Here is a 21,321-nt window from a genome sequence, read left to right on the forward strand (position 1 = left end):
CCGTCTTATCAACGTGATGCGGATGACGACGTCTGACGAAAACCTGGCAAAGGCGGCAGCCAAAGGCGACGCGAACGCGTTCGCCACCTTGTTGGCGCGCCACTATGATCTCGTCTTCCGATTGGCATTTCGGCTGACCGGTCACGCGGACAGGGCCGAGGATCTGACGCAGGATATCTGTGCCGCTCTACCGGCCAAGATCAAGGGGTTTCGGGCACAGGCAAAGTTCACCACGTGGCTGTACCGCGTTGTGGTCAACGCGGCAGAAGATGCGCGACGGCGCCGGGCAAGCCATGAAAAAGCCGCGGCAGGGTGGGGCGATGTCGAACAAATGCGCCGCGCGGAGGCGGCAGAAACCACAGAAGCCATGGATTGGCTGCAACGGGCTATGCGGTCGCTGCCGCAGGAGCTGCAGGACACATTGGCACTGACGCTTGAGGATGAAATGACCCACGCCGAGGCGGCTCAGGTCCTGGGTGTCTCGGAAGGGACGATATCCTGGCGGATGTCGGATGTCCGCAAACGCCTGAAGGCAATGCGGCAAGAGGAGTTGGCGCAATGACCGACGATCTGGATGATCTCAAGGCGCTGATGGATGCGGCAACGCCCGCACCGGATGCCCGGCGCCGGGCTGAAAACCTGGCCATGGCGCAAAAAAAATTCTCCCGCGTCCAAGGATCGGGCACCGGGACGCGTCCCACTGTCAAGCGAGGCCTCTTGGCCCGCATGACTGAAGGAGCGAAATCGATGTTGAATGCCCTCTCCCACCGTGGCGCGCTAACCGCGACCACCGCGATAGCCGCTGTTGCCCTGATCCTGATCGTACCGCAGGCGCAGGACCTCGTTGTCAATCCATTGTCCCGCAGCGAAAGCAACGCGTCATCTCCACAAGTGGGTTCAAAACCGGAGGCAGATATTGACCATGCAGCGCCCCAGCCCCTGCTAGAGGAGCCGATTGCCGATATCCCCGAGGCAGAGACCTTAGTGCCGCCGTCTGCAAAACCCGAGAGGGGCATGGCTGAGGCGCTCGTTGACGGTGTCGTCCTGGGATATGCGACCGGCGCGTCCGAACATTCTGCGAAACGCATGCTTGCACCGGTTGCCGAACAAGACCAAAACACAGAAACATTTTCCAACACCGAAACCAACCCGTTGAAGATCACCACTGACGATCCGGTCTCTACGTTCTCAATTGATGTGGATACGGCGTCCTATGGCATCGTCCGATCCTCTCTGATGAACGGTCGGCTGCCGTCCAAAGATGCGGTTCGGGTCGAAGAGATGGTGAACTATTTCCCCTACACGTATCCTGCTCCCGAAGGAGATGCGCCTTTCCGGCCGACGATCACGGTGACACCGACGCCCTGGAACGAGGGTACTCAGCTTGTGCATATCGGTATTCAGGGCGCGTTGCCGCAGATTGAAGATCGGCCGCCGCTGAACCTTGTTTTTCTGATCGATACGTCGGGGTCCATGCAGCAGCCGAACAAGTTGCCACTGCTCAAGCAATCCTTCCGCCTGTTGTTGTCCGAGCTTCGTCCCGAAGATCAGGTCTCGATCGTGACATATGCCGGCAGTGCGGGTCAGGTTCTGGAGCCGACCACAGCGGCGGATCGGACCAAGATCATGAACGCCCTTGATCAGTTGCAGGCGGGTGGATCGACGGCCGGTCAGGCGGGGTTGCAGCAGGCTTATCAGGTTGCCGAGGCCATGGCAGATGACGGGGACGTCACGCGCGTGATCCTGGCGACGGATGGGGATTTCAATGTCGGTTTGTCCGACCCGGACGCGCTGAAGGATTTCATTGCCCGCAAACGGGACAGCGGAACCTATCTCAGCGTGCTTGGTTTTGGCCGGGGTAATCTGGATGACGCGACCATGCAGGCGCTGGCGCAATATGGAAACGGCCAGGCGGCCTATATCGATACGCTGGGCGAGGCGCGTAAAGTTCTGGTCGATCAACTGACCGGGGCGCTGTTCCCCATTGCCAATGACGTCAAGATACAGGCTGAGTTCAATCCTGCACAAATCGCTGAATACCGTCTGATCGGCTATGAAACCCGTGCCCTGCGGCGCGAGGACTTTTCAAACGATAAGGTGGACGCCGGAGATATCGGTGCGGGCCATAGCGTGACCGCCATCTACGAGGTGACGCCCACAGGCTCGGACGCCATTCGAAACGGACCGCTTCGCTATGCGAATGAAACCGCGCCGGGCGGCTCGGATGAGATCGGGTTTTTCAAGTTGCGCTACAAGGTCCCGGGTGCCAGCCAAAGCCAGCTGATCGAGCAACCTATTCTACCGGGGCAGGGGGTGCCGACCGATGATGTACGCTTTTCAACTGCGATTGCCGGGTTTGGCCAGTTGTTGCGCGGCGGTGAATATTTGGGCACCTGGTCCTACGACGACGCCATTTCACTGGCAAATGCAGCCAAAGGCGATGACCCGTTCGGCTACCGTGCGGAAGCCGTGACGCTGATGCGGCTGTCTGAGTCGCTGTCCGAGTAGTCTTTGGTGCAGGATCAGAATGCGCGGGGGTTGCTGGCCGCGTGATTGTTGATCCTGCGGACACTCCATTCCACGGCGTCGCGCATGGTTTTTCCCAGTGCGACGTCAAAAGCCTCGACCAGATCTGGCGTCTGGTCGCTGGCTGAGACGACAAATTCCTGGAACGAGTTCGAAGCGATGATCTTGTCGTCGAAATCATCGATGATCTTGATGTTCATCCGCACTTCGACACGCACGGTTTTGGTGTTTTCGGTATCGGCGACCACGATCCCCTGAAACTCGCGCAGATCAGGCACAATCACATAATCAGCGCGCAGACCGACTGTGGACCGACCCACTGCGGCTACCTTGTTGCTGTTTTCAAAGCTCTCCACCAAAAGGGCCTGAACGATCAACGGCGCACGGTCGACCCATCTGGCACGTGGAAGGTATTGGACCTGCAACGGGTTAGGCTGCACCGCAATCTGGTCGGTGTTGACGGCCGCCGTTGCCGTTGGCTCCTCGACGACGATCTGCTTGCTGATGCGCGGCAGCGATGACGAAAACGTGCTTTTGGGCGTCAGCAGATATAGATCGTTCGGCTTCGACGCCTGTTTCAGCGTGCCCAACCCCGTGCAACCGCCAAGCGCCCCGATCATCAGAGCCAGAGAGAGGCGTTTAATCATTGGCGAAACTCCGAAGCTTGTGTGCCCAGCAGGAAGCGCGCCGGGTCACGCTCGACCTTGTCGACCAGGCGATCCAGACTGATGACCAGACGCTGCGATTCCTCGATGAAGCGGACGAATTGCGGCAATCCGACCCGAAGGAAATCCGAGACCTGCCGGCGGTTGTCCTGTACGATGCCATCGATCGTTTCCAGCAATTCGGATGCGGATTTCGAGGCATTGAGAATGTCGTCAGATATCTTGTCGATCCGCTCCGTGACATTTGAAACCGTCTCCGCCACCTGATTGGCTGCGTTCCGAATGTCTTGCACGACGACCGAAACATCTTCGTCCATGACACGGTTGGCTGAATCAAAAGCACGCTCGGCCGAAGCGAGCGCCCCCTTGGCCGTATCCATTGTCGATGAGATCGTGGCCATAGTCGAATTTGCGTTCAGCACCGTTTCCGAAATTACGCCCAGTGCCACGCTGCCCTCGTCAGACAGGCCGATCAGACGTTCGGCCAGTTGTGAGCCACGATCCAGGAACGGTTTGATGTCCTGCTTCAACACCTGATCGGCCGTGGCCAGAGTTGTCTTGGCCTCATCCAATGCGCCGACAGCTGAATCTGAGGCGGTTTTTATGCTTTGCAGCGTGTCCGTGCCCGCCTTCAGGGTGGTGTCCGCGGTGTCTGCCAATTGGTCCAGCCGATCGGTAAACGCGCCGATGTTCTTTGCGGCTCCGCTGATGTCCTTTGAAAGGCTTTCGAAATCCGACAAAGTGTTATCCAGCCGCCCGGACGCTGACGCCAGATTGTCCAGAATATCCGAGACTGCCTTGCGGTTTTTTTCGTCCACCACGGCGCTCAGGTCTTCCAAAAGCACGATCGCCTGATCCAGAACCTTCGGAGCTCCTTCGAACAGTGACTGTATCGTGCTGCGCTTGCTTTTGATGACGCTGTTTTCCGGCAGCCGCTGCGCATTGACCGATCCCCCGGTCAGTTCGACATAGCCAACACCCGTGACGCCAAGCGACTGAAGCTGGGCGACGGTTTCCGACGTAACAGGAATGTCGGCGTCCACCTCAAGCTTGACGCGGACTTTTGAGGGGTCACCCTCATCCAGCCTGAGCGAAACCACCTGACCAACGGGCAGACCATTGAAACTGACGCCGCCAGCGGCTGACAGACCTGACACGTTTTCGAACAGAACGTCGTAATAGGCGTATTGGCGATTGACCTCGAACTTGGCCAGCCACAGGAAAAACCCAAACACGCCCAGTATGCCCGCCAGGGTAAACGCGCCGATCAGGATATAGTTCGCCCGAGTTTCCATCGCCTCTACCTGTCCTGCCCCTTCTGTTGCGCTGCGCGCGCACGGGGGCCTGTGAAATACTCCTGCACCCAAGGATGATCTACTTTGACCATATCCTCAATCGGACCTTCAACCAGCACGCGTTTTTCTGCAAGCACGGCAATGCGGTCGCAAATCGCATAAAGGCTGTCCAGATCATGCGTTACCATGAAGACCGTCAGCCCAAGCGCCTGCTGCAATTCACCGATCAAATCGTCATAGGCAGCAGCCCCGATCGGGTCCAGCCCGGCGGTCGGCTCATCCAGAAACACGATCTCGGGGTCCAGTGCCAGAGCCCGTGCCAAGGCCGCGCGTTTGCGCATACCGCCTGATAACTCGGACGGAAACTTGCCGCAGCTCAGTTGTGGCAACCCGACAAGACTTATCTTCAGGCTTCCCAGTGCTTCCATCAGCTTTTCGCTGATCCCGGTGTGTTCACGCAGCGGGGCCATGACATTCTGCAGCACGCTGAGCGACGAAAACAAAGCCCCATCCTGAAAGGCCACCCCCCAGCGTTTTTCGATCCGTTGACGTTCTTCATCGGGCGCGTTCAGTACATCGACACCCAGAACCTCGATACTACCAGCGGCGGGTCTGTTCAGCCCCACAATGGTTCGCAACAGCACCGATTTCCCGGTGCCCGAACCACCGACGATGCCCAGTACCTCACCGCGCCAAACATCAAGATCCAGGCCGTCATGCACAACCTGCGGTCCGAACTGGTTTCTCAATCCGCGCACTCGGATTACCGCTTCGCGCTGCGTATTCGTCTGTTGGGATTTCTGAGGGGCCGTACCGTCCATGTCAGACCCCGATCTCGGAGAAAAAGATCGAAAACAGGGCGTCGATGGCGATCACCAAGAAAATGGACTGCACGACGGACGCGGTTGTTCTCTGACCCACGCTTTGGGCTGATCCTTTCACCTGCATTGCCTGCCAGCAGGAAATGATGCCGATCACAAAGGCGAAAAACGGGGCCTTGATCAGTCCGACCGCCAGTTGCCATACACCTGTATTTTCCTTCAGGCGCGTCAGGAACATCCCCGGACTGACACCAAGGTCGATCCAGCTCATCAATGCGCCGCCGATCAGGCCGGCCATGTCGGCGACGAAGCCGAGGATCGGCAACATGATCAACAGCGCCAGCACACGCGGCACCACCAGTACCTCGATCGGATCCAGGCCCAACGTGCGCATGGCGTCGATTTCTTCCTGTACCTTCATTGACCCGATAGACGCGGTAAAGGCCGAGCCGGACCGACCCGCAACGATGATGGCCGTCAGCAGGATGCCCAGTTCCCGCAGAACCGAGATCGAGATCAGTTCGACCACAAAAATTTCGGCGCCGAACTGTTTGAGCTGCGTCGCCCCCTGAAACGCCAGAACCACGCCGATCAGGAAACCCATCAATCCAACAATTGGCAGGGCTTTGAAGCCGGTCTCCTCCATATGGGTGACCAACGCCGCGCGGCGCAGGCGCCATGGTTTCACCAGTGTCCGGGTCAGGCGGTGCAAAGTCAGCCCCGTGAATTCCAGAATCGACAGGGCATCTCTTCCTGCGCCAACGGTTTTCTCGCCCAGATGACCGACCCAGTCGACAAAGCTGCGGCGCCCCTCCACCGTGCTGGACTTTTCCGGCATGTTTCGGGATACGGTATCGATCAGCGCGGAATGAGCGGGAGAAGCGCCCAAAAACTGCGTTTCAGCCCCCGCAGCCTTGTATCGGCGCGCGAGATCGGCCACCAGCCATGCGCCGCCGGTATCCAGAGAGTCAACGGCTGACAGGTCCAAGGTCACGTCTTTGCCTGACGGGGGCATCGCGGCAAAGGCGCGCTCGATGTGTTCCAACGACTGAGTCACCAGATCACCGGCCACTGATATGCGCAGGCCGTCGCCGTTTTGCTCTGATGTGATCGTTGGCAGAGTCATGGGCGTATGTGATTGTAATTGCGCGGTCGCTGCAACGGCAATGTGCAGGGTCTTCCGGTTTTCGCGCGGCGCAATTGCGTCAGAGTGACAGTTTGGGATTCCATTGTGTCACGCAGCCGGTCCGCCCAAATCCGGCACGTCGTGCCGCCTGACACCACAGAGAGAAGCGCGTTTGCAACGTGGCCGCACCCAGCAAGGGCACTAACTCCTGAGTGCTGCACGCAACTCACGTTCCAGCGCGTCCAGAAACCGCGACCGGTCCGCTTTTCCAAACGGTTTTCCGCCGCCTCCCGAACCCAGGGGATTGGCGGCCCGCAGATCCGCCATCAGGTCCCGCATGGCAAGTTGCTGCCCGATATTGGCGGCAGTGAGCGCTTCGCCATTGGGGCGCAGAACCCGTGCGCCTGCTTCAACGCATTTCGCAGCCAAAGGAATGTCTGAAGTGATCACCACATCCCCCGGCCCGCACCGTTCGGCGATCCACTTGTCTGCCTCGTCGGCCCCTTCGGCGACGATGACGATCTGCACCAAGGGGTTCGCCGATGGACGAAGTCCGCCGTTCGACACCAGCGCCATGGGCACCTTGTGCCGCGTGGCCACTCGTTCAGCCTCAGCCTTTACGGGGCAGGCATCGCCATCGACGTAAAGGGTCGTCACGCCTTTGTTGCCTCTTTCTTGGAGGGTTCAGTAGATTTCTTACGGACCTTGAACTCTTCGGGGATGGGCATCCGGTTGAACGCGTCCAGACCGGCGATCTTGTAGGCCTCGGCCAGCGTCGGATAGTTGAACGTGTTCTGAACAAAGTAGTCCACCGTGCCTTTCAGGTTCAGCACCGCCTGTGCGATGTGGATCAGTTCGGTCGCACCTTCGCCGACGATCTGAACCCCCAGAACCCGGCGGGTTTTCAACGAGAACAGCATTTTCAACATGCCATGCTCGAGCCCCATGATATGCCCGCGCGAAGTCTCTCGGAATCGGGCCACGCCGACTTCGTAGGGAATACCGCGTTCCTGCAACTCTTCCTCGGACATGCCGCAGGTGGAAATCTCGGGAACAGAATAGATGCCGTAAGGATACCAGGGGCTTTCCGGCAGTGTGGGCGTCTCGAGTGCGTGACAGGCGGCGACGCGGCCCTGTTGCAACGAGGTCGAGGCCAGCGACGGATGCCCGATCACATCGCCGGTGGCATAGATATGAGGCACAGCGGTCTGATAGGTTTTCCGATCCACTTCAATCCGGTTGCGATGGTCGGTTGCCAGCCCGACCGCGTCCAGATTAAGGGCCGAGGTCGCGCCCATGCGACCGGCGGCAAACAGCAGCATCTCGGCCCGGACGTGGCGTCCATTGTCCAGCGTGATCTCGACATGCCCGCCGGCATCCTCGATCTTTTCGACCGCCGAACCAAGGCGAAGATCGACACCGTTTTCGCGAATCTGATGGGTGAAGTCGTGAATCAGGCGATTGTCGATAAAGTCGAGGAACGTCTCGCGCGGTTCGATCAGCGTGACACGCACGTCCAGAGCCGAAAACATGGTGGCGTATTCCACACCGATCACCCCGGCGCCGATCACGCAGAGTGAACGTGGAATTTCGGCCATCTCCAGAAACTCGTCGCCATCGACAACCGTTCTGCCGTTGAAGGGAACGTAATCGGGGCGATATGTTTTGGTGCCTGTGGCAATCAGAAATTTTGCGGCGGTCAGTCGCGTTGTTTCACCCGCGTCGGTCGCAACTTCAAGCTCGTGCGGCCCGATGAATTTCGCCAGACCGTTCAGGGTCTCCACGTGATTGCGGTTGAACTGGTGCTCCAGCACATCGACCTCGTGGTCCAGTGTCATGTGCAGCCGCGCCTTCAGATCCTCGGCGCGGATCTGGTCCTTGACCCGGTAGGAGCGCCCGTAAAAGCTGCGCTCGCGCCAGCCGGACAGGTTCAGAACAGTTTCGCGCAAGGTCTTTGACGGGATTGTTCCAGTGTGAACGGAAACACCTCCCAACCGGTCCTTGCGGTCGATCACCAGAACACGGCGTTGCAGTTTACCCGCCTGAATTGCCGCAGCACGACCCGAAGGGCCGGACCCGATGATGATCAGGTCATAGTCAAACTTGCTCATTCCTCAGTCTCCGTACAGGGCCTCGGCATGGAAGGTGATGTGGTCTTCCATGAATGTGGACACGAAGAAATACGAATGATCATAACCAGGCTGCAGGCGGCAGATCGCCTGTTGACGGCGCTCGGCGATGGCCTGCGCCAGCGTTTCCGGGCGTAGAAGATCGATGAACTGATCATCGGTTCCGGTATCGATCAAGATTGGGCCGTCAAAGCCCTTTTCCTTCATCAGCAAGGACGCATCATGTTTGGCCCAAACCGCTTCATCATCGCCCAGATAAGCGCCAAGCTGCTTGCGGCCCCAATCTGCGCCAGTCGGGTTGGAGATCGGTGCAAAAGCCGAAACCGACCGGAACCGGCCGGGCAGATTCATCGCCAGCGTCAACGCGCCATGCCCGCCCATGGAGTGACCGGTGATGGCTTGCCGATCACTGTCGATGGCGAAGTTTTCAACCAGCAGGGCGGGTAGTTCCTCGGCAACGTAGTCCCACATGTTGAAATGCGGTGCCCATGGGGTCTGGGTTGCGTTCACGTAGAAACCCGCGCCTTGGCCCAGATCATAGTCTTCGTGATCTGCGACGCCTTCGCCCCGGGGTGATGTGTCAGGAAATACCACGGCAATGCCCTGTTCCGCGGCCCAGGCCTGCGCACCGGCCTTGGTCATGGCGTTTTCGTGGGTGCAGGTCAGGCCAGACAGATACCACAGGACAGGAACCGGGCCGTCCTTGGCCTCGGCTGGCAAAAACAGCCCAAAGGTCATGTCACATTTGCACGCGGCTGAGGCATGGCGATAAACGCCCTGTACGCCGCCGAAACAGGCATTCTCGGAAAGGGTTTCCATCAGGTATTGTCCTCGTATTGGGTTCGACCCATGGCTAACGGTCACAGGCCCTGCCGTAAAGTGCAGGTGCCTTCGGCGAGAGTATTTTTCGAAAAGGTGACGATCAGAGAGTGCCCACCCAGGCAATGACAAGCGGTATCGTCAGGATGCTGGTAATCGTCGACAACAAAATCGCGGCCGAGGCCCGATGTGGTGCGACCCCATAATGGGCTGCCAGCATATACACGTTGCCTGCAACAGGAAGGGCGGCAGCGGCGATTGCAACCGAAGCGGGGAAGGCGGCGACAGGGATCAACCAGATCAGGGCAATGGCCACGCAGATCGGATGCGCAATCAGTTTGCAAATGCTCAGCCAGGCGGCGATTTGCACGCGTTCAGCCGATTTGCCCGCCAAAGATGCGCCGATGGCAAACAGTGCACCCGGTGTTGCCGCACCTCCGAGGATTGTCAGGAAGTCATTCAACGGCGCAGGCACGGGGACCTGCAGGGCTGACCATACCAAACCGGCAGAGATCGACACGATCATCGGGTTTTTCAGAAGACCCATGCCGATCAGTCGAAGGGTTGCGGGTTTCAGCGCACCGTCCCGTCCGCCATTGATCAGGATTACGATCAGCGACGAAAACACCACAAGGTCGACCGTCAGGACCAGCATGACAGGGCCGATCGCGGCCTGCCCGAACAGCATCGCCAGCATAGGTAAACCCAGAAAGCCCACATTTCCGATGGCTGCGCATTGCGCCTCGACCGCGGCGGTCGGAACATCCAGACCACGCAGCCACGCCACAAACGTGGCCAGCAAGTAAACCGTGACAGTGCCAATCAGATATCCCAGTACCAGCCGTCCGTTGAAAATCTCGGCAAAGGGCAATGTGGCCGCAAATCGGAACAACATGGCCGACAGCGCGAAGTAGAAAACGAACTTGGTTAGATATGCGGTCGCTTCCTCGGAAAAAAACCGACTGCGCCCGGCCCAGTATCCCAGGCCGATGATCGCGAAGAAGGGCAGCGTGCGCAGGAAAATATCGACCATGGGCAGACTGGTAGCACGGATTTTCCGCGTCGCAAGCCTTCGGCATATAAAGATCGGATTTTCGGAAGGGCTTGTTGTTCTTTTGGCGGGGAAATGGCACTCGGTTCGTTGCAATTGCCGGTTTGAACCGCTTGGAAATACGAGAATCGTTGTATCTGAACTGAACGGTTTATAAATTCAGGTCAGGCACCACCTCAGGAGAAGACATGACCCAAGCCGCCACAATTCTGCGCACAGGCCGGAAATTCGATCAGGTTCTGCGCGGCGCCCGAGAGGTTTTTTTGGCGGATGGGTTCGAGGGTGCAAGTGTCGACGACATAGCTCGGGTGGCCGGGGTGTCGAAGGCGACTTTGTACAGCTACTTTCCGGACAAAAGGCTGCTGTTCATGGAGGTCGCCCAAACCGAATGTACCCGCATGGCTGATCGTGTGGTTGCGATGGTGGACGACAGCAAACCGGCAAGGGAAGTGCTGACTATCGCAGCAACACAACTGACGGAATTTCTGGTTTCGGATATTGCCCAGCAAATGTTTCGGATCTGTGTTGCTGAACGTGACAGGTTCCCTGAGCTGGTTCGGGCGTTTTATGATGCGGGTCCCCGAAATGGTCAGTGCCAGTTGGCGGAGTATCTTGAGAAGGCGGTGTCCAAGGGAGAATTGGCCATCGACGATGTCCTTATCGCCGCCGAACAATTTTCGGAGCTGTGCAAGGTGCGGATCTGGACCCGGGCGATTTTTGGTTTTCAGAAAAGCTTCACCCGGGCCGAGATCGATGAAGTCGCGCAGCAGGCCGTTGACATGTTCATGGCGCGCTACGGGGCCTGACTTACACACAGTTTCACAAAGATTCTGATGCCGACGCGGAGGTATATTCCGCTATCTGTTTCACAGAGACTGCATTTGATGTCGCGCAAAGACATTGGACTCCTCGATAGGGATAACTGAAAGGCGTTTCCCGAAAACCAAGATTGCAGCAGCCCGCCAGTTGACAATGGATATTGTATTTTGGATACATTGCTGAGATAGATCGCATCGACCTGTGCTGTCACTGAATGCTCTGACGACAATGAGCCCTGCGATTGTCTTGAGAAGTCCATTTCTGGGAGAAAATCATGAAACTCAAATTGCTGGCCGCAACCACGGCGATTGCCCTGACGGGTGCCGTGGCGCAGGCAAACACTCTGGTCTATTGCTCTGAGGGATCACCTGAGGGGTTCGACCCGGCGCTGTTCACGGCCGGGACGACCTTTGATGCCTCTTCGCACCCGATCTATAACCGACTGCTCGAGTTTGAAACCGGCACGACAAATGTGATCCCCGGTCTGGCCGAAAGTGTCGAGGCCAGCGATGATGGTCTGGTTTATACATTCAAACTGCGTCAGGGCGTGAAATTCCATTCCAATGACGAGTTCACCCCGACCCGTGATTTCAACGCGGATGACGTGATTTTCTCGTTCATGCGCCAGAAAGACGAAAGCCACCCCTATAATCAGGTCTCGGGCGGCACCTGGGAGTATTTCCAGGGTATGGGTATGCCGGATCTGGTTGAGTCGGTGGAAAAGATCGACGACTACACGGTGAAATTTACACTCTCCAAGCCTGAAGCGCCGTTTGTGGCCAACATGGCGATGGATTTCGCCTCGATCCTGTCGGCGGAATATGCGGACGCGATGATGGCGGCCGGGACACCTGAAAAGCTGAACACAGCGCCCATCGGCACCGGACCGTTCTCGTTCGTGGCCTATCAGAAGGACGCGGTGATCCGTTATGCTCAGAATGCCGATTACTGGAAAGATCCGGCGCAGGTTGAAAACCTGATTTTCGCAATCACTCCGGACGCGTCGGTACGCTATCAGAAACTGAAAGCGGGCGAATGCCACGTGATGCCGTATCCGAACCCTGCCGATATTCAGGCGATGAAGGATGACGCCGACATCAACATGATGGAGCAGGAAGGTCTGAACGTTGGTTATCTGGCCTACAACACCACCATGGCGCCGTTCGACAATCCGAAGGTGCGCAAGGCGCTGAACATGGCGATCGACAAGCAGGCGATCATCGACGTGGTCTTCCAGGGCTCGGGCCAGGCGGCCAAGAACCCGATCCCGCCAACCATGTGGGGCTATAACGATGCCATCGAAGACGACGCCTATGACCCGGAAGCGGCCAAGGCGATGCTGGAAGCTGAAGGCGTGTCTGATCTGTCGATGAAGGTCTGGGCGATGCCTGTGCAGCGTCCCTACAACCCGAATGCACGTCGTATGGCCGAGCTGATCCAAGAAGACTTTTCCAAGGTCGGTGTGGACGTCGAAATCGTGTCCTACGAATGGGGCGAGTACCTGTCGCGCTCGAAAGAGCTGAACCGGGATGGCGCGGTTCTGCTGGGTTGGACAGGTGACAATGGCGATCCGGACAATTTCCTGGCCGTGCTGCTGGGCTGTGACGGTCGCGAAGCGTCCAACCGCGCACAATGGTGCCACGAGCCTTTCGAAGAACTGATCCAGAAAGCCAAGCAAAGCACTGATCAGGCCGAGCGTACCAAACTGTACGAAGACGCGCAGGTGGTCTTCAAGGATCAGGCGCCGTGGGCAACCATCGCACATTCGGTTGTCTACATGCCGATGAGCAACAAGGTGCAGGGTTACAAGGTGCACCCGCTGGGCGGCCACATCTTCTATGGTGTGAGCGTAGAATAAACCACCACTCACTTGTCAGAGCCGCCCGATTTGGCGGCTCTGGCTTTCTTGCTATTGGAGACTGGCCGGAATGCCGGATTTGTCCGAATACAGCCAACTGGCACGCGATATGTCAGTTGATGCCGTGGCGCTGGTGCCCGGCCCGAATTTCACCCGCGCGCTGGGCAAGGCCTTCATGAGTCACGAACGCCCCTTTCTGGTTGTGATCCCCGCAAACGGTGAACCGGCGGCTATCGTACCCAACCTTGAACTTGGTTCGTGGGAACTGGTCGGATTTAATGGCGCTGTGTACGACTGGTTCGATCAGACCGGTTATGATGGTGCTTTTGCGGCGCTGGCCGATCACATGCCGCTGTCGTCCGTGGCGGTGGAAGGTCAGGTCATGCGGGTGTTTGTGTCCAAAGCGCTGACCCGCGCAATGCCGAATCTGAAGATCGTGGATGGCGAGCGTGAGATTTCAGGGTTGCGGATCGTCAAGACCGACGATGATATCGCGGCTTTGCAGGCGGCCATTGATGTTTCCGAACGCGCGTTGGAGCAGGTCATCGCGAATGTGCGCATAGGCCAGACCGAAAAGCAGGTTGAGCAGGCGCTGATACAGGCATTGTTCGCCGAAGGGGCAGAGTCGCTGGCATTCAACCCAATCGTGGCAGCCGGGGATAATTCGGCCCGTCCGCATGGCAAGGCGCGTGCGGATTACAAGATACAGTCAGGAGATGCGCTGCTGTTCGACTTCGGGGCCCGCAAGCGCGGCTTCGCAGCGGATATCACACGTACTTTTTTTGTGGGTGAGGTCTCGGACGAGGGCAGGGAGGTTTATGACACTGTGCTGCGTGCAAATCTGAAGGGTTTCGAAATGTGCCGTCCAGGCGTGACCGCTCATGACATAGATGACGCGGTAATAGGCGTGCTTGAGGCTTCGCCATTTGCCGACCGTATCCGCACAAAGACAGGCCACGGGCTGGGTCGCGATGTGCACGAGGCCCCCTATATCATGCGCGGCAACGATCAGGTGATCCGTGCTGGCATGGTGTGGACCAATGAGCCGGGGCTTTATGAACTGGACAATTTCGGTGTGCGCATTGAAGATGACGTACTGGTGACGGATGACGGTTGCCGGTCATTGACCAGCTTTCCCAAGGATCTCAGAATCATAGGTCGCTGATGTTTGGCTATTTTCTCACCCGTCTGGGTATGTTCATCCCAACCTTTCTGGGTGTGACGCTGATTTCCTTCATGTTCATCCGGGTTCTTCCGGGCGATCCCATCATTGTCATGGCAGGTGAACGCGGCATGACCGAGGAACGCTATCAGGAAATGGTCGAGAAGCTGGGCTTCGACAAACCGGTGCTGCAGCAGTACTGGGACTATCTAACCGGCGTTCTTCAAGGCGATCTGGGCGAAAGCTTTGTCACCAAAAAACCAGTCTGGGATGAGTTCTTTGCCCTGTTCCCCGCAACTCTGGAATTGTCGCTCTGCGCGATGGTATTTGCAGTTGTCCTTGGGCTGCCGGCGGGCGTTATTGCGGCGGTAAACCGGGGCAAGTTCTTTGACCGGGCACTGATGTCCTCGGCTCTGGTGGGTTATTCAATGCCCATCTTCTGGTGGGCGCTGCTGCTGATCATCGTTTTTTCAGGCAATCTGGGCTGGACACCGGTCTCGGGGCGGATTGATCTGCTGTATTACTTCCCAAGTGTCACGGGCTTCATGCTGATCGACAGTCTGTTGTCCGGTCAGTCGGGTGCGTTCGGATCGGCCGTGCGACACCTGATCCTGCCGACCATCGTTCTGGGTACGATCCCCCTGGCGGTGATTGCCCGGCAGACACGTTCCGCGATGCTGGAAGTTCTGGGCGAAGACTATATCCGAACGGCTCGTGCCAAGGGTCTGTCTCCGGCTCGGATCAACGGGTTGCACGCATTGCGCAACGCGCTGATTCCGGTGGTTACGGTGATCGGTCTGTCCGTCGGCACTTTGTTGGCCGGTGCGATCCTGACCGAGACGATCTTTAGCTGGCCGGGCATCGGCAAGTGGATGGTCGACAGCATTTTCCGCCGTGACTATCCGGTGGTGCAGGGCGGTCTGCTGATGATTGCGGTGATCGTGATGCTTGTGAACCTGCTGGTCGATGTCCTTTACGGCATCATCAACCCCAAGATCCGGAGGCGGTGATGGCCGAGCTTTCCGCAACCCAACCCAAATCCGAAAGCCGCCCCAGCGCACTGCGTGAGTTCTGGTATTATTTTAGCGAGAACCGAGGCGCGGTAATCGGTTTGTGGGTCTTTGCCGTCTTTGTCTTTTGTGCAGCGTTCGCGCCCCTGTTGGCCCCCTATGACCCGACCGAGCAATTCCGCGAACACATCCTGCAACCTCCCTTCTGGCAAGAGGGCGGCAGCTGGGCTTTCCCGTTGGGTACAGATCCACTCGGCCGGGATATGCTGTCACGGTTAATCATGGGGTCACGTTATTCCTTCTTTGTGGGGATTGTCGTGGTCTGTGTCGCAGTGTCGGGCGGGGTGATGATCGGATTGCTGTCAGGGTTCGCACCGAAATGGGTGGACACTCTGATCATGCGGGTGATGGACATCATTCTTGCCTTCCCGTCATTGCTGTTGGCTCTGGTTCTGGTTGCCATCCTCGGGCCGTCACTAACCAATGCCATGATCGCTATCGCCATCGTGTTCCAGCCGCATTACGTGCGTCTGACCCGGGCTTCGGTTTTGGCAGAACGCCAGAAAGACTATGTCACTTCCGCCCGGGTGGCCGGTGCCGGCAAAGCGCGGCTGATGTTCATCACGGTGCTGCCCAATTGCCTTGCACCGATCATCGTGCAGGCAGCGCTGTCGTTTTCAACGGCCATTCTGGATGCGGCCGCTCTTGGCTTTCTGGGCATGGGTGCACAGCCGCCAACACCGGAATGGGGCACCATGCTTGCCGAAGCGCGCGAATTCATTCTGCGCGCTTGGTGGGTGGTAACTTTTCCGGGTCTGGCCATCCTGATCACGGTACTTGCCATCAACCTGATGGGCGATGGGCTGCGCGACGCGCTGGACCCGAAACTGAAACGGAGCTGATCGCATGAGCCTTTTGCAGATCCGCAATCTGACAGTGGAATTCGCTACCGCCTCGGGCAAGTTCCGTGCCGTCGACGGTGTCGACCTGTCGGTCAACAAGGGCGAGTTGCTGGCCATCGTGGGTGAAAGCGGTTCTGGCAAATCGGTGTCGATGCTGGCGCTGATGGGCCTGTTGCCGTGGACAGCGACAATCACGGCTGATGAGATGAGCTTTGAAGGGCGCGATCTTGTCGGTATTTCGGCCCGCGAACGGCGCAAGATCATCGGCAAGGATATGGCGATGATCTTTCAGGAGCCAATGTCATCGCTGAATCCTTGTTTCACGGTCGGCTTCCAGATCAAAGAAGCGCTGCGCATCCATCTTGGACTGAATCGCAAGGAACGGCACGAACGCGCGATCGAACTGTTCGATCAGGTGGGTATTCCCGCTCCGGCCAGCCGTCTGAACACGTTTCCGCACCAGATGTCCGGTGGTATGAATCAGCGTGTCATGATCGCGATGGCCATCGCTTGTAAGCCCAAGCTTCTGATTGCGGATGAGCCGACCACGGCGCTGGACGTGACCATTCAGGCGCAGATCCTCGATCTGCTGGTCCGGTTGCGGGACGAGCAGGACATGGGGCTGGTCCTGATCACCCACGACATGGGTGTGGTGGCAGAAACCGCCGAGCGGGTTCAGGTTCAATATGCCGGGCAGAAGGTCGAGGAACAGCCGGTGGGCGATCTGTTCCGCACGCCGCGCCACCCCTATACTTCGGCTTTGCTGAGCGCTCTGCCTGAACGGGCGACGTCCAAAACGCTGCCAACAATTCCCGGCGTGGTGCCGGGGCAGTTCGACCGGCCCAAGGGTTGCCTTTTCGGTCCGCGTTGCCGTTTCGCCGACGACACCTGTGTCCAGACACCCCCGACACCGCATAGTGACGCATTCGGCAAGGCGAGATGCCATCATGTCGAAAAGATTGCAGCCGGAGAAATCGCATGACTGCACCTATCGTACGGGCGACCGCGCTTGCGCGTTTCTACACCGTCAAGGGCGGGCTGTTGTCCAGACCGGCAACGGTCAAAGCCTTGTCTGGGGTCGATTTTGATCTGAAACCCGGAAAAACACTGGCCGTTGTCGGCGAATCGGGATGCGGCAAATCAACTCTGGCCCGGCTGGTAACGATGATCGAAGAGCCGACTTCGGGAAGTCTGACAATTGATGGGATCGACATAACACCGTCGAAATGGGCGCAAATGCGCGAAACGGTGCAGATCGTGTTTCAGGATCCATACGGCTCCTTGAATCCGCGCCAGAGGATCGGTCAGATCCTTCAGGAGCCATTGATCATCAACCGGCCCGATATGTCCGCTGCGGATCGCGAAGCCAGCGCGCGGAAAATGATCGAGATGGTTGGCCTGCGACCAGAGCACTATGATCGTTATCCTCACATGTTCTCGGGTGGTCAGCGTCAGCGGATCGCCATTGCCCGCGCATTGATGCTGAACCCCAAGGTTCTGGTGCTGGATGAACCGGTTTCGGCACTGGACGTTTCCATTCAGTCGCAAATCCTGAACCTTCTGGTGGATTTGCAGGAGAGGCTGAACCTGGCTTACCTGTTCATTTCTCACGACCTTTCGGTTGTCAGGCATTTTGCTGATGACGTGATTGTCATGTATCTGGGCCGTGCGGTCGAAAAAGCCCCCAAAGAGCAGCTGTTCGCCGCCCCGCGTCATCCCTATTCCAAGGCGCTGTTGTCCACGACACCCCGGGCCGACCCGGATGCCCGCAAGGAAAGGATCAAGCTGGAGGGGGAACTGCCGTCACCGATGAACGTTCCAAAAGGTTGCGCATTTGCCCAGCGATGCTGGCTGGCAACTGACCAGTGCCGAGCGGCTCCACCGGGTCTGCGCGGTACTGACCATCAGGTCGCCTGTCTTTATCCTTTGTCCTGATCTGTCAGCGGTCTTCGGCTGCACGTCTGGCCACGACCATTTCCAATAGCTGATCCTTGGTGCGCTGAATATGTCTGGTCAGCAGATCGCATGCTTCGTCTGCGCGACCTTCGCGTGCCAGAGTTAACAGTTTCTGATGGTCCTTTTTGGCGGGCTCGCGCTGCTCCATGACGCTCAGATGCAGCCGGACATATCGGTCTGACTGACGATTGACCCGTTGCAGGATTTCGTTCGTCAGCGCACGCCCCGCGGCGGCGTAAAGGGCCATGTGATATTGATAATTCAGATTGCCCCACCGCCCGACATCATAGGCGTCATATGACTTTTCCATCTCATCCAGCAGTTTTTCGCATTTTGAAAAATCAGCGTCGGTCATATGTGGAATTGCGCGCTTGAACAAATCGACCTCCATCAAAACGCGCAGGTCGAAAATTTCACCAATCTCGGACAGCGAATGCCTTGTGACGGACGCGCCCCGGTTGTTGGTCAACTGTACCAGCCCTTCGGCGTCGAGCCGTTTCAGTGCTTCGCGAATGGGCATGCGGGATACGTCGTACTCTTCCGCCAGCGCTTCCTGCCTGATTGTTTCACCCTCGGTCATTTCACCGCTCAGAATTCTTTCGCGCAGATCGTTGGTGATGACATCTGGTAGGCTTTGTCTTGGAATTGCGCGCGTTTGGGGCATTGCTTGATCTCGAACTTGGGTGATTTTGTATCCAAAATACAAAATGGGCGCTGAATTTCAAAGAGGTTTTACGGCCAGGTGTTTCAGGTAACAAAATGTTGGCCTCAGGAGGTCGGCGATTAGATGGCCGCAAACGATGCAATCGATCTCTTCACCTTTGCCGGTGGGTCAGTAACCCTTGGTTAGAATGGAGTAGAGCCCTTGCCTGTGCCGCGCGGCTGTGGCGTCTTCTTCCTTTTTTAGGCGGCCTGCGGCCATGTCTTGCTCGGCGATGGGGATCTCGTGCACCGGTTGGCCCGAGGCGCGCGCCAGTACAAAGGCTTTAGCGCATTTTTCCAGCAACTCGGCGTTCAGCAACAACCTTTCAAGGCCTGTTCCGAAGCAAAACGTAGTATCGTTGCAGACAAAGGCGTTGTTTTGTCCTGCGATAGCAGGGATCAGAAGGTCATCGTCGCTTGAGATGCCGAGACAGGGAACAGAGCGTCCCAATCGGATCATCTGTTCATCGAAAACTGAGGGCATTGTGGCGCGCATTTCATGCATGGCGCGGGTCCAGATCAGATCGAACTGCAACACCGCGCCGATATCTGAACGCGCCGCGTAGATACGCGCATGAGTGTTTCCGGATGCTTCGATTTTGCTGCGGCTGATCGAGCCATCGGTATGTACGCTGACCGTCGCATTCTCGTCAGGTACCCGCATCGACATTATATCGCCGGATTGCAGCAAGCCTTTGCCCGCCAACCGAGACGCAGCCAACTGCAATTGATGTTCGACGTCCACATTGCGGGTCATGACGTGAGCCCTTGTTCGTGGACCATGCTCAGCGTTTCAGATACCAACTGACGAGTCATCTCAGGCAATTCATTGGAGTTCCGGATCAAAGCAGCAAGGTATTGCGCGGCGGCAAATTCGATCGCAGCCACCAGTTCCGCGCCTTTTTCCAGAGATGAGGCCGCAGCGATGACACCATGGCTGGCAAGTAGGTAACAGAACACATTCGGGCGCAAAGCCTGTTTCAAGGTGTTGACCAGTTCTTTGGTGCCGGAGAACTGGTATTCCGCTAGCCCGACGTGATCCCCGTGCAGATCTGTTTCCGTGCCTTCTGGCCACTCAAGTCGCTGATGCAGCAGTGCAACGGCACTTGCCACTGGTTGATGCGTGTGAATGCAGGCTCGGCGGCCGGGGAATGCATGGTGCAATTGCGCGTGCATCGCTTTTTCAATGGAGGCCGGTTTGGTTCCATCCACTTGTTCCAAAGTATCCAGCCTCAGCACCGCGATGTCTTCCGGTGTCAGCGACGGATATTCCGTAGCGGACGGTGTGATTGCAAATAGTTCATCACTCAGACGCAAGGAGGCATTGCCGCCGGTGCCCGCAAGATACCCTTCACCGGCTAGGTGCAAACAGGTTTTGATTACCGATTGGCGTTGCTGCTCGAATTCAACCATATCCGCTCTCCACAGGCAGGCTCAGTTGGAAAACTGACGGCGCTTAGCGGCCCTGATTTCCCGGGCCTGTTGTTCCTGCCCTGTCCGAAACGACGTTTCCACAAAGTCCATATGGTTTCGCGCGGCGGCCTCGGCCCTGTCCGGGTCGCCATCCAGAATAGCCTGCGCAATGTCCTTGTGCTGTTGCAACAGCACTTCTCCGGTCCCGTCCATCGTGCGCAAAAACCTTCGATTGTAGAATACGCCCTGGCGCGTCAGATCGTAGATCGAGGCCATCATATGAATAAGGGTCGTGTTCTGGCTGGCGTCGACCACGGCGGTGTGCAGGCGAAAATCGGCTTCCTGGCTGGCGTCGGTATCATCTTCCTCCCAGGCTTTCTGCATTTCCGCGATAATGTCCGAGATGCGCTCCTTGTCGGATTGTGTCGCGCGCTGCGCCGCAAGCCGGCTGGCAAAGGCTTCCTGTTCGCGTCGGTATTCAAGATAGTCATAAAATGCGCCGCCATGACGGGCGTAAAGCGACAGCAGTGCGGGTGACATAGCCCGTCCGGTCAGAGGCGCGATAAATGTCCCTTCGCCGTGACGGACAGTTACCAGCCCCTGTTGCTCCAGAGTTTGCAACGCCTCCCGCAGTTTTGGGCGCGATACGCCCATCGCTTCTGCAAGGTCCCGTTCCGATGGTAATCTGCGCCCTTCCTTGAGGATGCCGTCGACGATCATCGTCTCGATTTGTTCGACCACCGCGTCGGCGATTGATTCGTGGCCGACAGGTTCAAAAGGCCCGCTGGTGCTCAATTCTTTTCCTCGCTTGCCGGAAATCACAAAAATCCAGTTGTCTTTAAAATTTACCACTGAAGGTCTGTAATGCAAGGAAAAATACCCAAAAATACGGATGGGTGTGAGCAGCGTATATCTTTGTAAAAATTATAAAATAGATTTTCTTGATCAATTTCGGCCTTTCGAAAGCGAATAATCGCCTGAGCTCGAAAACGGAGAATGTGGCGCCAAGAGGTAAATAAAATTGTTGACTGAATAAAGTGGTCAACAATATTTACCTCATATACCGC

Annotated in this window: 21 protein-coding genes; 9 read left to right on the plus strand and 12 right to left on the minus strand. The window is 57.4% G+C overall.

Going from position 1 to position 21,321, the window contains the following annotated elements; genetic code table 11:
* Positions 1 to 22 precede the first annotated feature (22 nt).
* Positions 23 to 562 carry an RNA polymerase sigma factor gene (locus ACR1XU_RS16140; protein ID WP_170611360.1) on the plus strand — a complete coding sequence of 180 codons (540 nt, stop codon included), beginning with the start codon at positions 23 to 25 and terminating at the stop codon, positions 560 to 562.
* On the plus strand, positions 559 to 2,508 hold the full coding sequence (locus ACR1XU_RS16145) for a vWA domain-containing protein (RefSeq protein WP_480908241.1): 1,950 nt from the start codon (positions 559 to 561) through the stop codon (positions 2,506 to 2,508). The genes ACR1XU_RS16140 and ACR1XU_RS16145 overlap by 4 nt, the downstream gene beginning before the upstream one ends.
* 14 nt (positions 2,509 to 2,522) lie before the next feature.
* Here the strand turns inward: ACR1XU_RS16145 and ACR1XU_RS16150 are convergent, their stop codons facing one another.
* From ACR1XU_RS16150 to ACR1XU_RS16185, 8 genes are all read right to left on the minus strand, one after another.
* The gene (locus ACR1XU_RS16150; protein WP_170611356.1) at positions 2,523 to 3,173 is read right to left on the minus strand and encodes an ABC-type transport auxiliary lipoprotein family protein; all 651 of its coding nucleotides are present in this window, start codon (positions 3,171 to 3,173) and stop codon (positions 2,523 to 2,525) included.
* On the minus strand, positions 3,170 to 4,486 hold the full coding sequence (locus ACR1XU_RS16155; RefSeq protein WP_480908243.1) for an MlaD family protein: 1,317 nt from the start codon (positions 4,484 to 4,486) through the stop codon (positions 3,170 to 3,172). The genes ACR1XU_RS16150 and ACR1XU_RS16155 overlap by 4 nt, the downstream gene beginning before the upstream one ends.
* A 5-nt stretch (positions 4,487 to 4,491) precedes the next feature.
* On the minus strand, positions 4,492 to 5,307 hold the full coding sequence (locus ACR1XU_RS16160; protein ID WP_170611352.1) for an ATP-binding cassette domain-containing protein: 816 nt from the start codon (positions 5,305 to 5,307) through the stop codon (positions 4,492 to 4,494).
* A gap of 1 nt (position 5,308) precedes the next feature.
* A complete protein-coding gene (locus tag ACR1XU_RS16165; RefSeq protein WP_170681241.1) occupies positions 5,309 to 6,433 on the minus strand; it encodes an ABC transporter permease in 1,125 nt (374 codons plus the stop codon).
* A 201-nt stretch (positions 6,434 to 6,634) separates the two neighbouring features.
* On the minus strand, positions 6,635 to 7,090 hold the full coding sequence (locus tag ACR1XU_RS16170; protein WP_170807551.1) for a YaiI/YqxD family protein: 456 nt from the start codon (positions 7,088 to 7,090) through the stop codon (positions 6,635 to 6,637).
* The gene (gene sthA, locus ACR1XU_RS16175) at positions 7,087 to 8,544 is read right to left on the minus strand and encodes a Si-specific NAD(P)(+) transhydrogenase (protein WP_480915636.1); all 1,458 of its coding nucleotides are present in this window, start codon (positions 8,542 to 8,544) and stop codon (positions 7,087 to 7,089) included. Before sthA ends, ACR1XU_RS16170 begins: the two co-directional genes overlap by 4 nt.
* Positions 8,545 to 8,547: 3 nt before the next feature.
* Complete coding sequence (gene fghA / locus ACR1XU_RS16180) at positions 8,548 to 9,381, minus strand: S-formylglutathione hydrolase (RefSeq protein ID WP_480907791.1); 834 nt, start codon at positions 9,379 to 9,381, stop codon at positions 8,548 to 8,550.
* A 103-nt stretch (positions 9,382 to 9,484) separates the two neighbouring features.
* Positions 9,485 to 10,414 carry an AEC family transporter gene (locus ACR1XU_RS16185; RefSeq protein ID WP_480907793.1) on the minus strand — a complete coding sequence of 310 codons (930 nt, stop codon included), beginning with the start codon at positions 10,412 to 10,414 and terminating at the stop codon, positions 9,485 to 9,487.
* Positions 10,415 to 10,620: 206 nt separating this feature from the next.
* On the opposite strand from ACR1XU_RS16185, the gene ACR1XU_RS16190 reads away from it, so the two are divergent.
* The 7 genes from ACR1XU_RS16190 to ACR1XU_RS16220 all read left to right on the plus strand — a co-directional run bounded on the left by ACR1XU_RS16190 (position 10,621) and on the right by ACR1XU_RS16220 (position 18,118).
* The gene (locus ACR1XU_RS16190; RefSeq protein ID WP_170611340.1) at positions 10,621 to 11,238 is read left to right on the plus strand and encodes a TetR/AcrR family transcriptional regulator; all 618 of its coding nucleotides are present in this window, start codon (positions 10,621 to 10,623) and stop codon (positions 11,236 to 11,238) included.
* Positions 11,239 to 11,525: 287 nt separating this feature from the next.
* Positions 11,526 to 13,109 (plus strand): ABC transporter substrate-binding protein, encoded by a 1,584-nt coding sequence (locus tag ACR1XU_RS16195; protein ID WP_480813573.1) that lies wholly within the window; start codon positions 11,526 to 11,528, stop codon positions 13,107 to 13,109.
* Between the two features lie 70 nt (positions 13,110 to 13,179).
* Positions 13,180 to 14,274 carry a M24 family metallopeptidase gene (locus ACR1XU_RS16200; protein WP_170807556.1) on the plus strand — a complete coding sequence of 365 codons (1,095 nt, stop codon included), beginning with the start codon at positions 13,180 to 13,182 and terminating at the stop codon, positions 14,272 to 14,274.
* A complete protein-coding gene (locus tag ACR1XU_RS16205; RefSeq protein ID WP_170807557.1) occupies positions 14,274 to 15,281 on the plus strand; it encodes an ABC transporter permease subunit in 1,008 nt (335 codons plus the stop codon). The genes ACR1XU_RS16200 and ACR1XU_RS16205 overlap by 1 nt, the downstream gene beginning before the upstream one ends.
* Positions 15,281 to 16,183 (plus strand): ABC transporter permease subunit, encoded by a 903-nt coding sequence (locus ACR1XU_RS16210; protein WP_170807558.1) that lies wholly within the window; start codon positions 15,281 to 15,283, stop codon positions 16,181 to 16,183. The genes ACR1XU_RS16205 and ACR1XU_RS16210 overlap by 1 nt, the downstream gene beginning before the upstream one ends.
* Positions 16,184 to 16,187: 4 nt before the next feature.
* The gene (locus ACR1XU_RS16215; protein WP_480907796.1) at positions 16,188 to 17,165 is read left to right on the plus strand and encodes an ABC transporter ATP-binding protein; all 978 of its coding nucleotides are present in this window, start codon (positions 16,188 to 16,190) and stop codon (positions 17,163 to 17,165) included.
* A complete protein-coding gene (locus ACR1XU_RS16220) occupies positions 17,162 to 18,118 on the plus strand; it encodes a dipeptide ABC transporter ATP-binding protein (RefSeq protein ID WP_480907798.1) in 957 nt (318 codons plus the stop codon). The genes ACR1XU_RS16215 and ACR1XU_RS16220 overlap by 4 nt, the downstream gene beginning before the upstream one ends.
* A 4-nt stretch (positions 18,119 to 18,122) precedes the next feature.
* On the opposite strand, the gene ACR1XU_RS16225 is transcribed toward ACR1XU_RS16220, so the two are convergent.
* From ACR1XU_RS16225 to ACR1XU_RS16240, 4 genes are all read right to left on the minus strand, one after another.
* Complete coding sequence (locus ACR1XU_RS16225; RefSeq protein WP_480813568.1) at positions 18,123 to 18,803, minus strand: GntR family transcriptional regulator; 681 nt, start codon at positions 18,801 to 18,803, stop codon at positions 18,123 to 18,125.
* Positions 18,804 to 18,971: 168 nt separating this feature from the next.
* Positions 18,972 to 19,598 (minus strand): class II aldolase/adducin family protein, encoded by a 627-nt coding sequence (locus ACR1XU_RS16230; protein WP_480907800.1) that lies wholly within the window; start codon positions 19,596 to 19,598, stop codon positions 18,972 to 18,974.
* A complete protein-coding gene (locus ACR1XU_RS16235) occupies positions 19,595 to 20,254 on the minus strand; it encodes a class II aldolase/adducin family protein (RefSeq protein WP_480907802.1) in 660 nt (219 codons plus the stop codon). Before ACR1XU_RS16235 ends, ACR1XU_RS16230 begins: the two co-directional genes overlap by 4 nt.
* 21 nt (positions 20,255 to 20,275) lie before the next feature.
* Positions 20,276 to 21,049: a FadR/GntR family transcriptional regulator gene (locus ACR1XU_RS16240; protein ID WP_170611327.1), complete on the minus strand. Its 774-nt coding sequence runs from the start codon at positions 21,047 to 21,049 to the stop codon at positions 20,276 to 20,278.
* Between the last annotated feature and the right edge of the window lie 272 nt (positions 21,050 to 21,321).

The sequence above is a fragment of the Ruegeria sp. D1(2025) genome (assembly GCF_056536425.1).

Excerpts from the sequence above, each read along its gene's own strand:
- ACR1XU_RS16140 (WP_170611360.1), top strand. The coding sequence starts at position 23 with ATGACGACGTCTGACGAAAACCTGGCAAAGGCGGCAGCCAAAGGCGAC.
- ACR1XU_RS16145 (WP_480908241.1), top strand. The coding sequence starts at position 559 with ATGACCGACGATCTGGATGATCTCAAGGCGCTGATGGATGCGGCAACG.
- ACR1XU_RS16150 (WP_170611356.1), bottom strand. The coding sequence starts at position 3,173 with ATGATTAAACGCCTCTCTCTGGCTCTGATGATCGGGGCGCTTGGCGGT.
- ACR1XU_RS16155 (WP_480908243.1), bottom strand. The coding sequence starts at position 4,486 with ATGGAAACTCGGGCGAACTATATCCTGATCGGCGCGTTTACCCTGGCG.
- ACR1XU_RS16160 (WP_170611352.1), bottom strand. The coding sequence starts at position 5,307 with ATGGACGGTACGGCCCCTCAGAAATCCCAACAGACGAATACGCAGCGC.
- ACR1XU_RS16165 (WP_170681241.1), bottom strand. The coding sequence starts at position 6,433 with ATGACTCTGCCAACGATCACATCAGAGCAAAACGGCGACGGCCTGCGC.
- sthA (WP_480915636.1), bottom strand. The coding sequence starts at position 8,544 with ATGAGCAAGTTTGACTATGACCTGATCATCATCGGGTCCGGCCCTTCG.
- fghA (WP_480907791.1), bottom strand. The coding sequence starts at position 9,381 with ATGGAAACCCTTTCCGAGAATGCCTGTTTCGGCGGCGTACAGGGCGTT.
- ACR1XU_RS16185 (WP_480907793.1), bottom strand. The coding sequence starts at position 10,414 with ATGGTCGATATTTTCCTGCGCACGCTGCCCTTCTTCGCGATCATCGGC.
- ACR1XU_RS16190 (WP_170611340.1), top strand. The coding sequence starts at position 10,621 with ATGACCCAAGCCGCCACAATTCTGCGCACAGGCCGGAAATTCGATCAG.
- ACR1XU_RS16195 (WP_480813573.1), top strand. The coding sequence starts at position 11,526 with ATGAAACTCAAATTGCTGGCCGCAACCACGGCGATTGCCCTGACGGGT.
- ACR1XU_RS16200 (WP_170807556.1), top strand. The coding sequence starts at position 13,180 with ATGCCGGATTTGTCCGAATACAGCCAACTGGCACGCGATATGTCAGTT.
- ACR1XU_RS16205 (WP_170807557.1), top strand. The coding sequence starts at position 14,274 with ATGTTTGGCTATTTTCTCACCCGTCTGGGTATGTTCATCCCAACCTTT.
- ACR1XU_RS16210 (WP_170807558.1), top strand. The coding sequence starts at position 15,281 with ATGGCCGAGCTTTCCGCAACCCAACCCAAATCCGAAAGCCGCCCCAGC.
- ACR1XU_RS16215 (WP_480907796.1), top strand. The coding sequence starts at position 16,188 with ATGAGCCTTTTGCAGATCCGCAATCTGACAGTGGAATTCGCTACCGCC.
- ACR1XU_RS16220 (WP_480907798.1), top strand. The coding sequence starts at position 17,162 with ATGACTGCACCTATCGTACGGGCGACCGCGCTTGCGCGTTTCTACACC.
- ACR1XU_RS16225 (WP_480813568.1), bottom strand. The coding sequence starts at position 18,803 with ATGCCCCAAACGCGCGCAATTCCAAGACAAAGCCTACCAGATGTCATC.
- ACR1XU_RS16230 (WP_480907800.1), bottom strand. The coding sequence starts at position 19,598 with ATGACCCGCAATGTGGACGTCGAACATCAATTGCAGTTGGCTGCGTCT.
- ACR1XU_RS16235 (WP_480907802.1), bottom strand. The coding sequence starts at position 20,254 with ATGGTTGAATTCGAGCAGCAACGCCAATCGGTAATCAAAACCTGTTTG.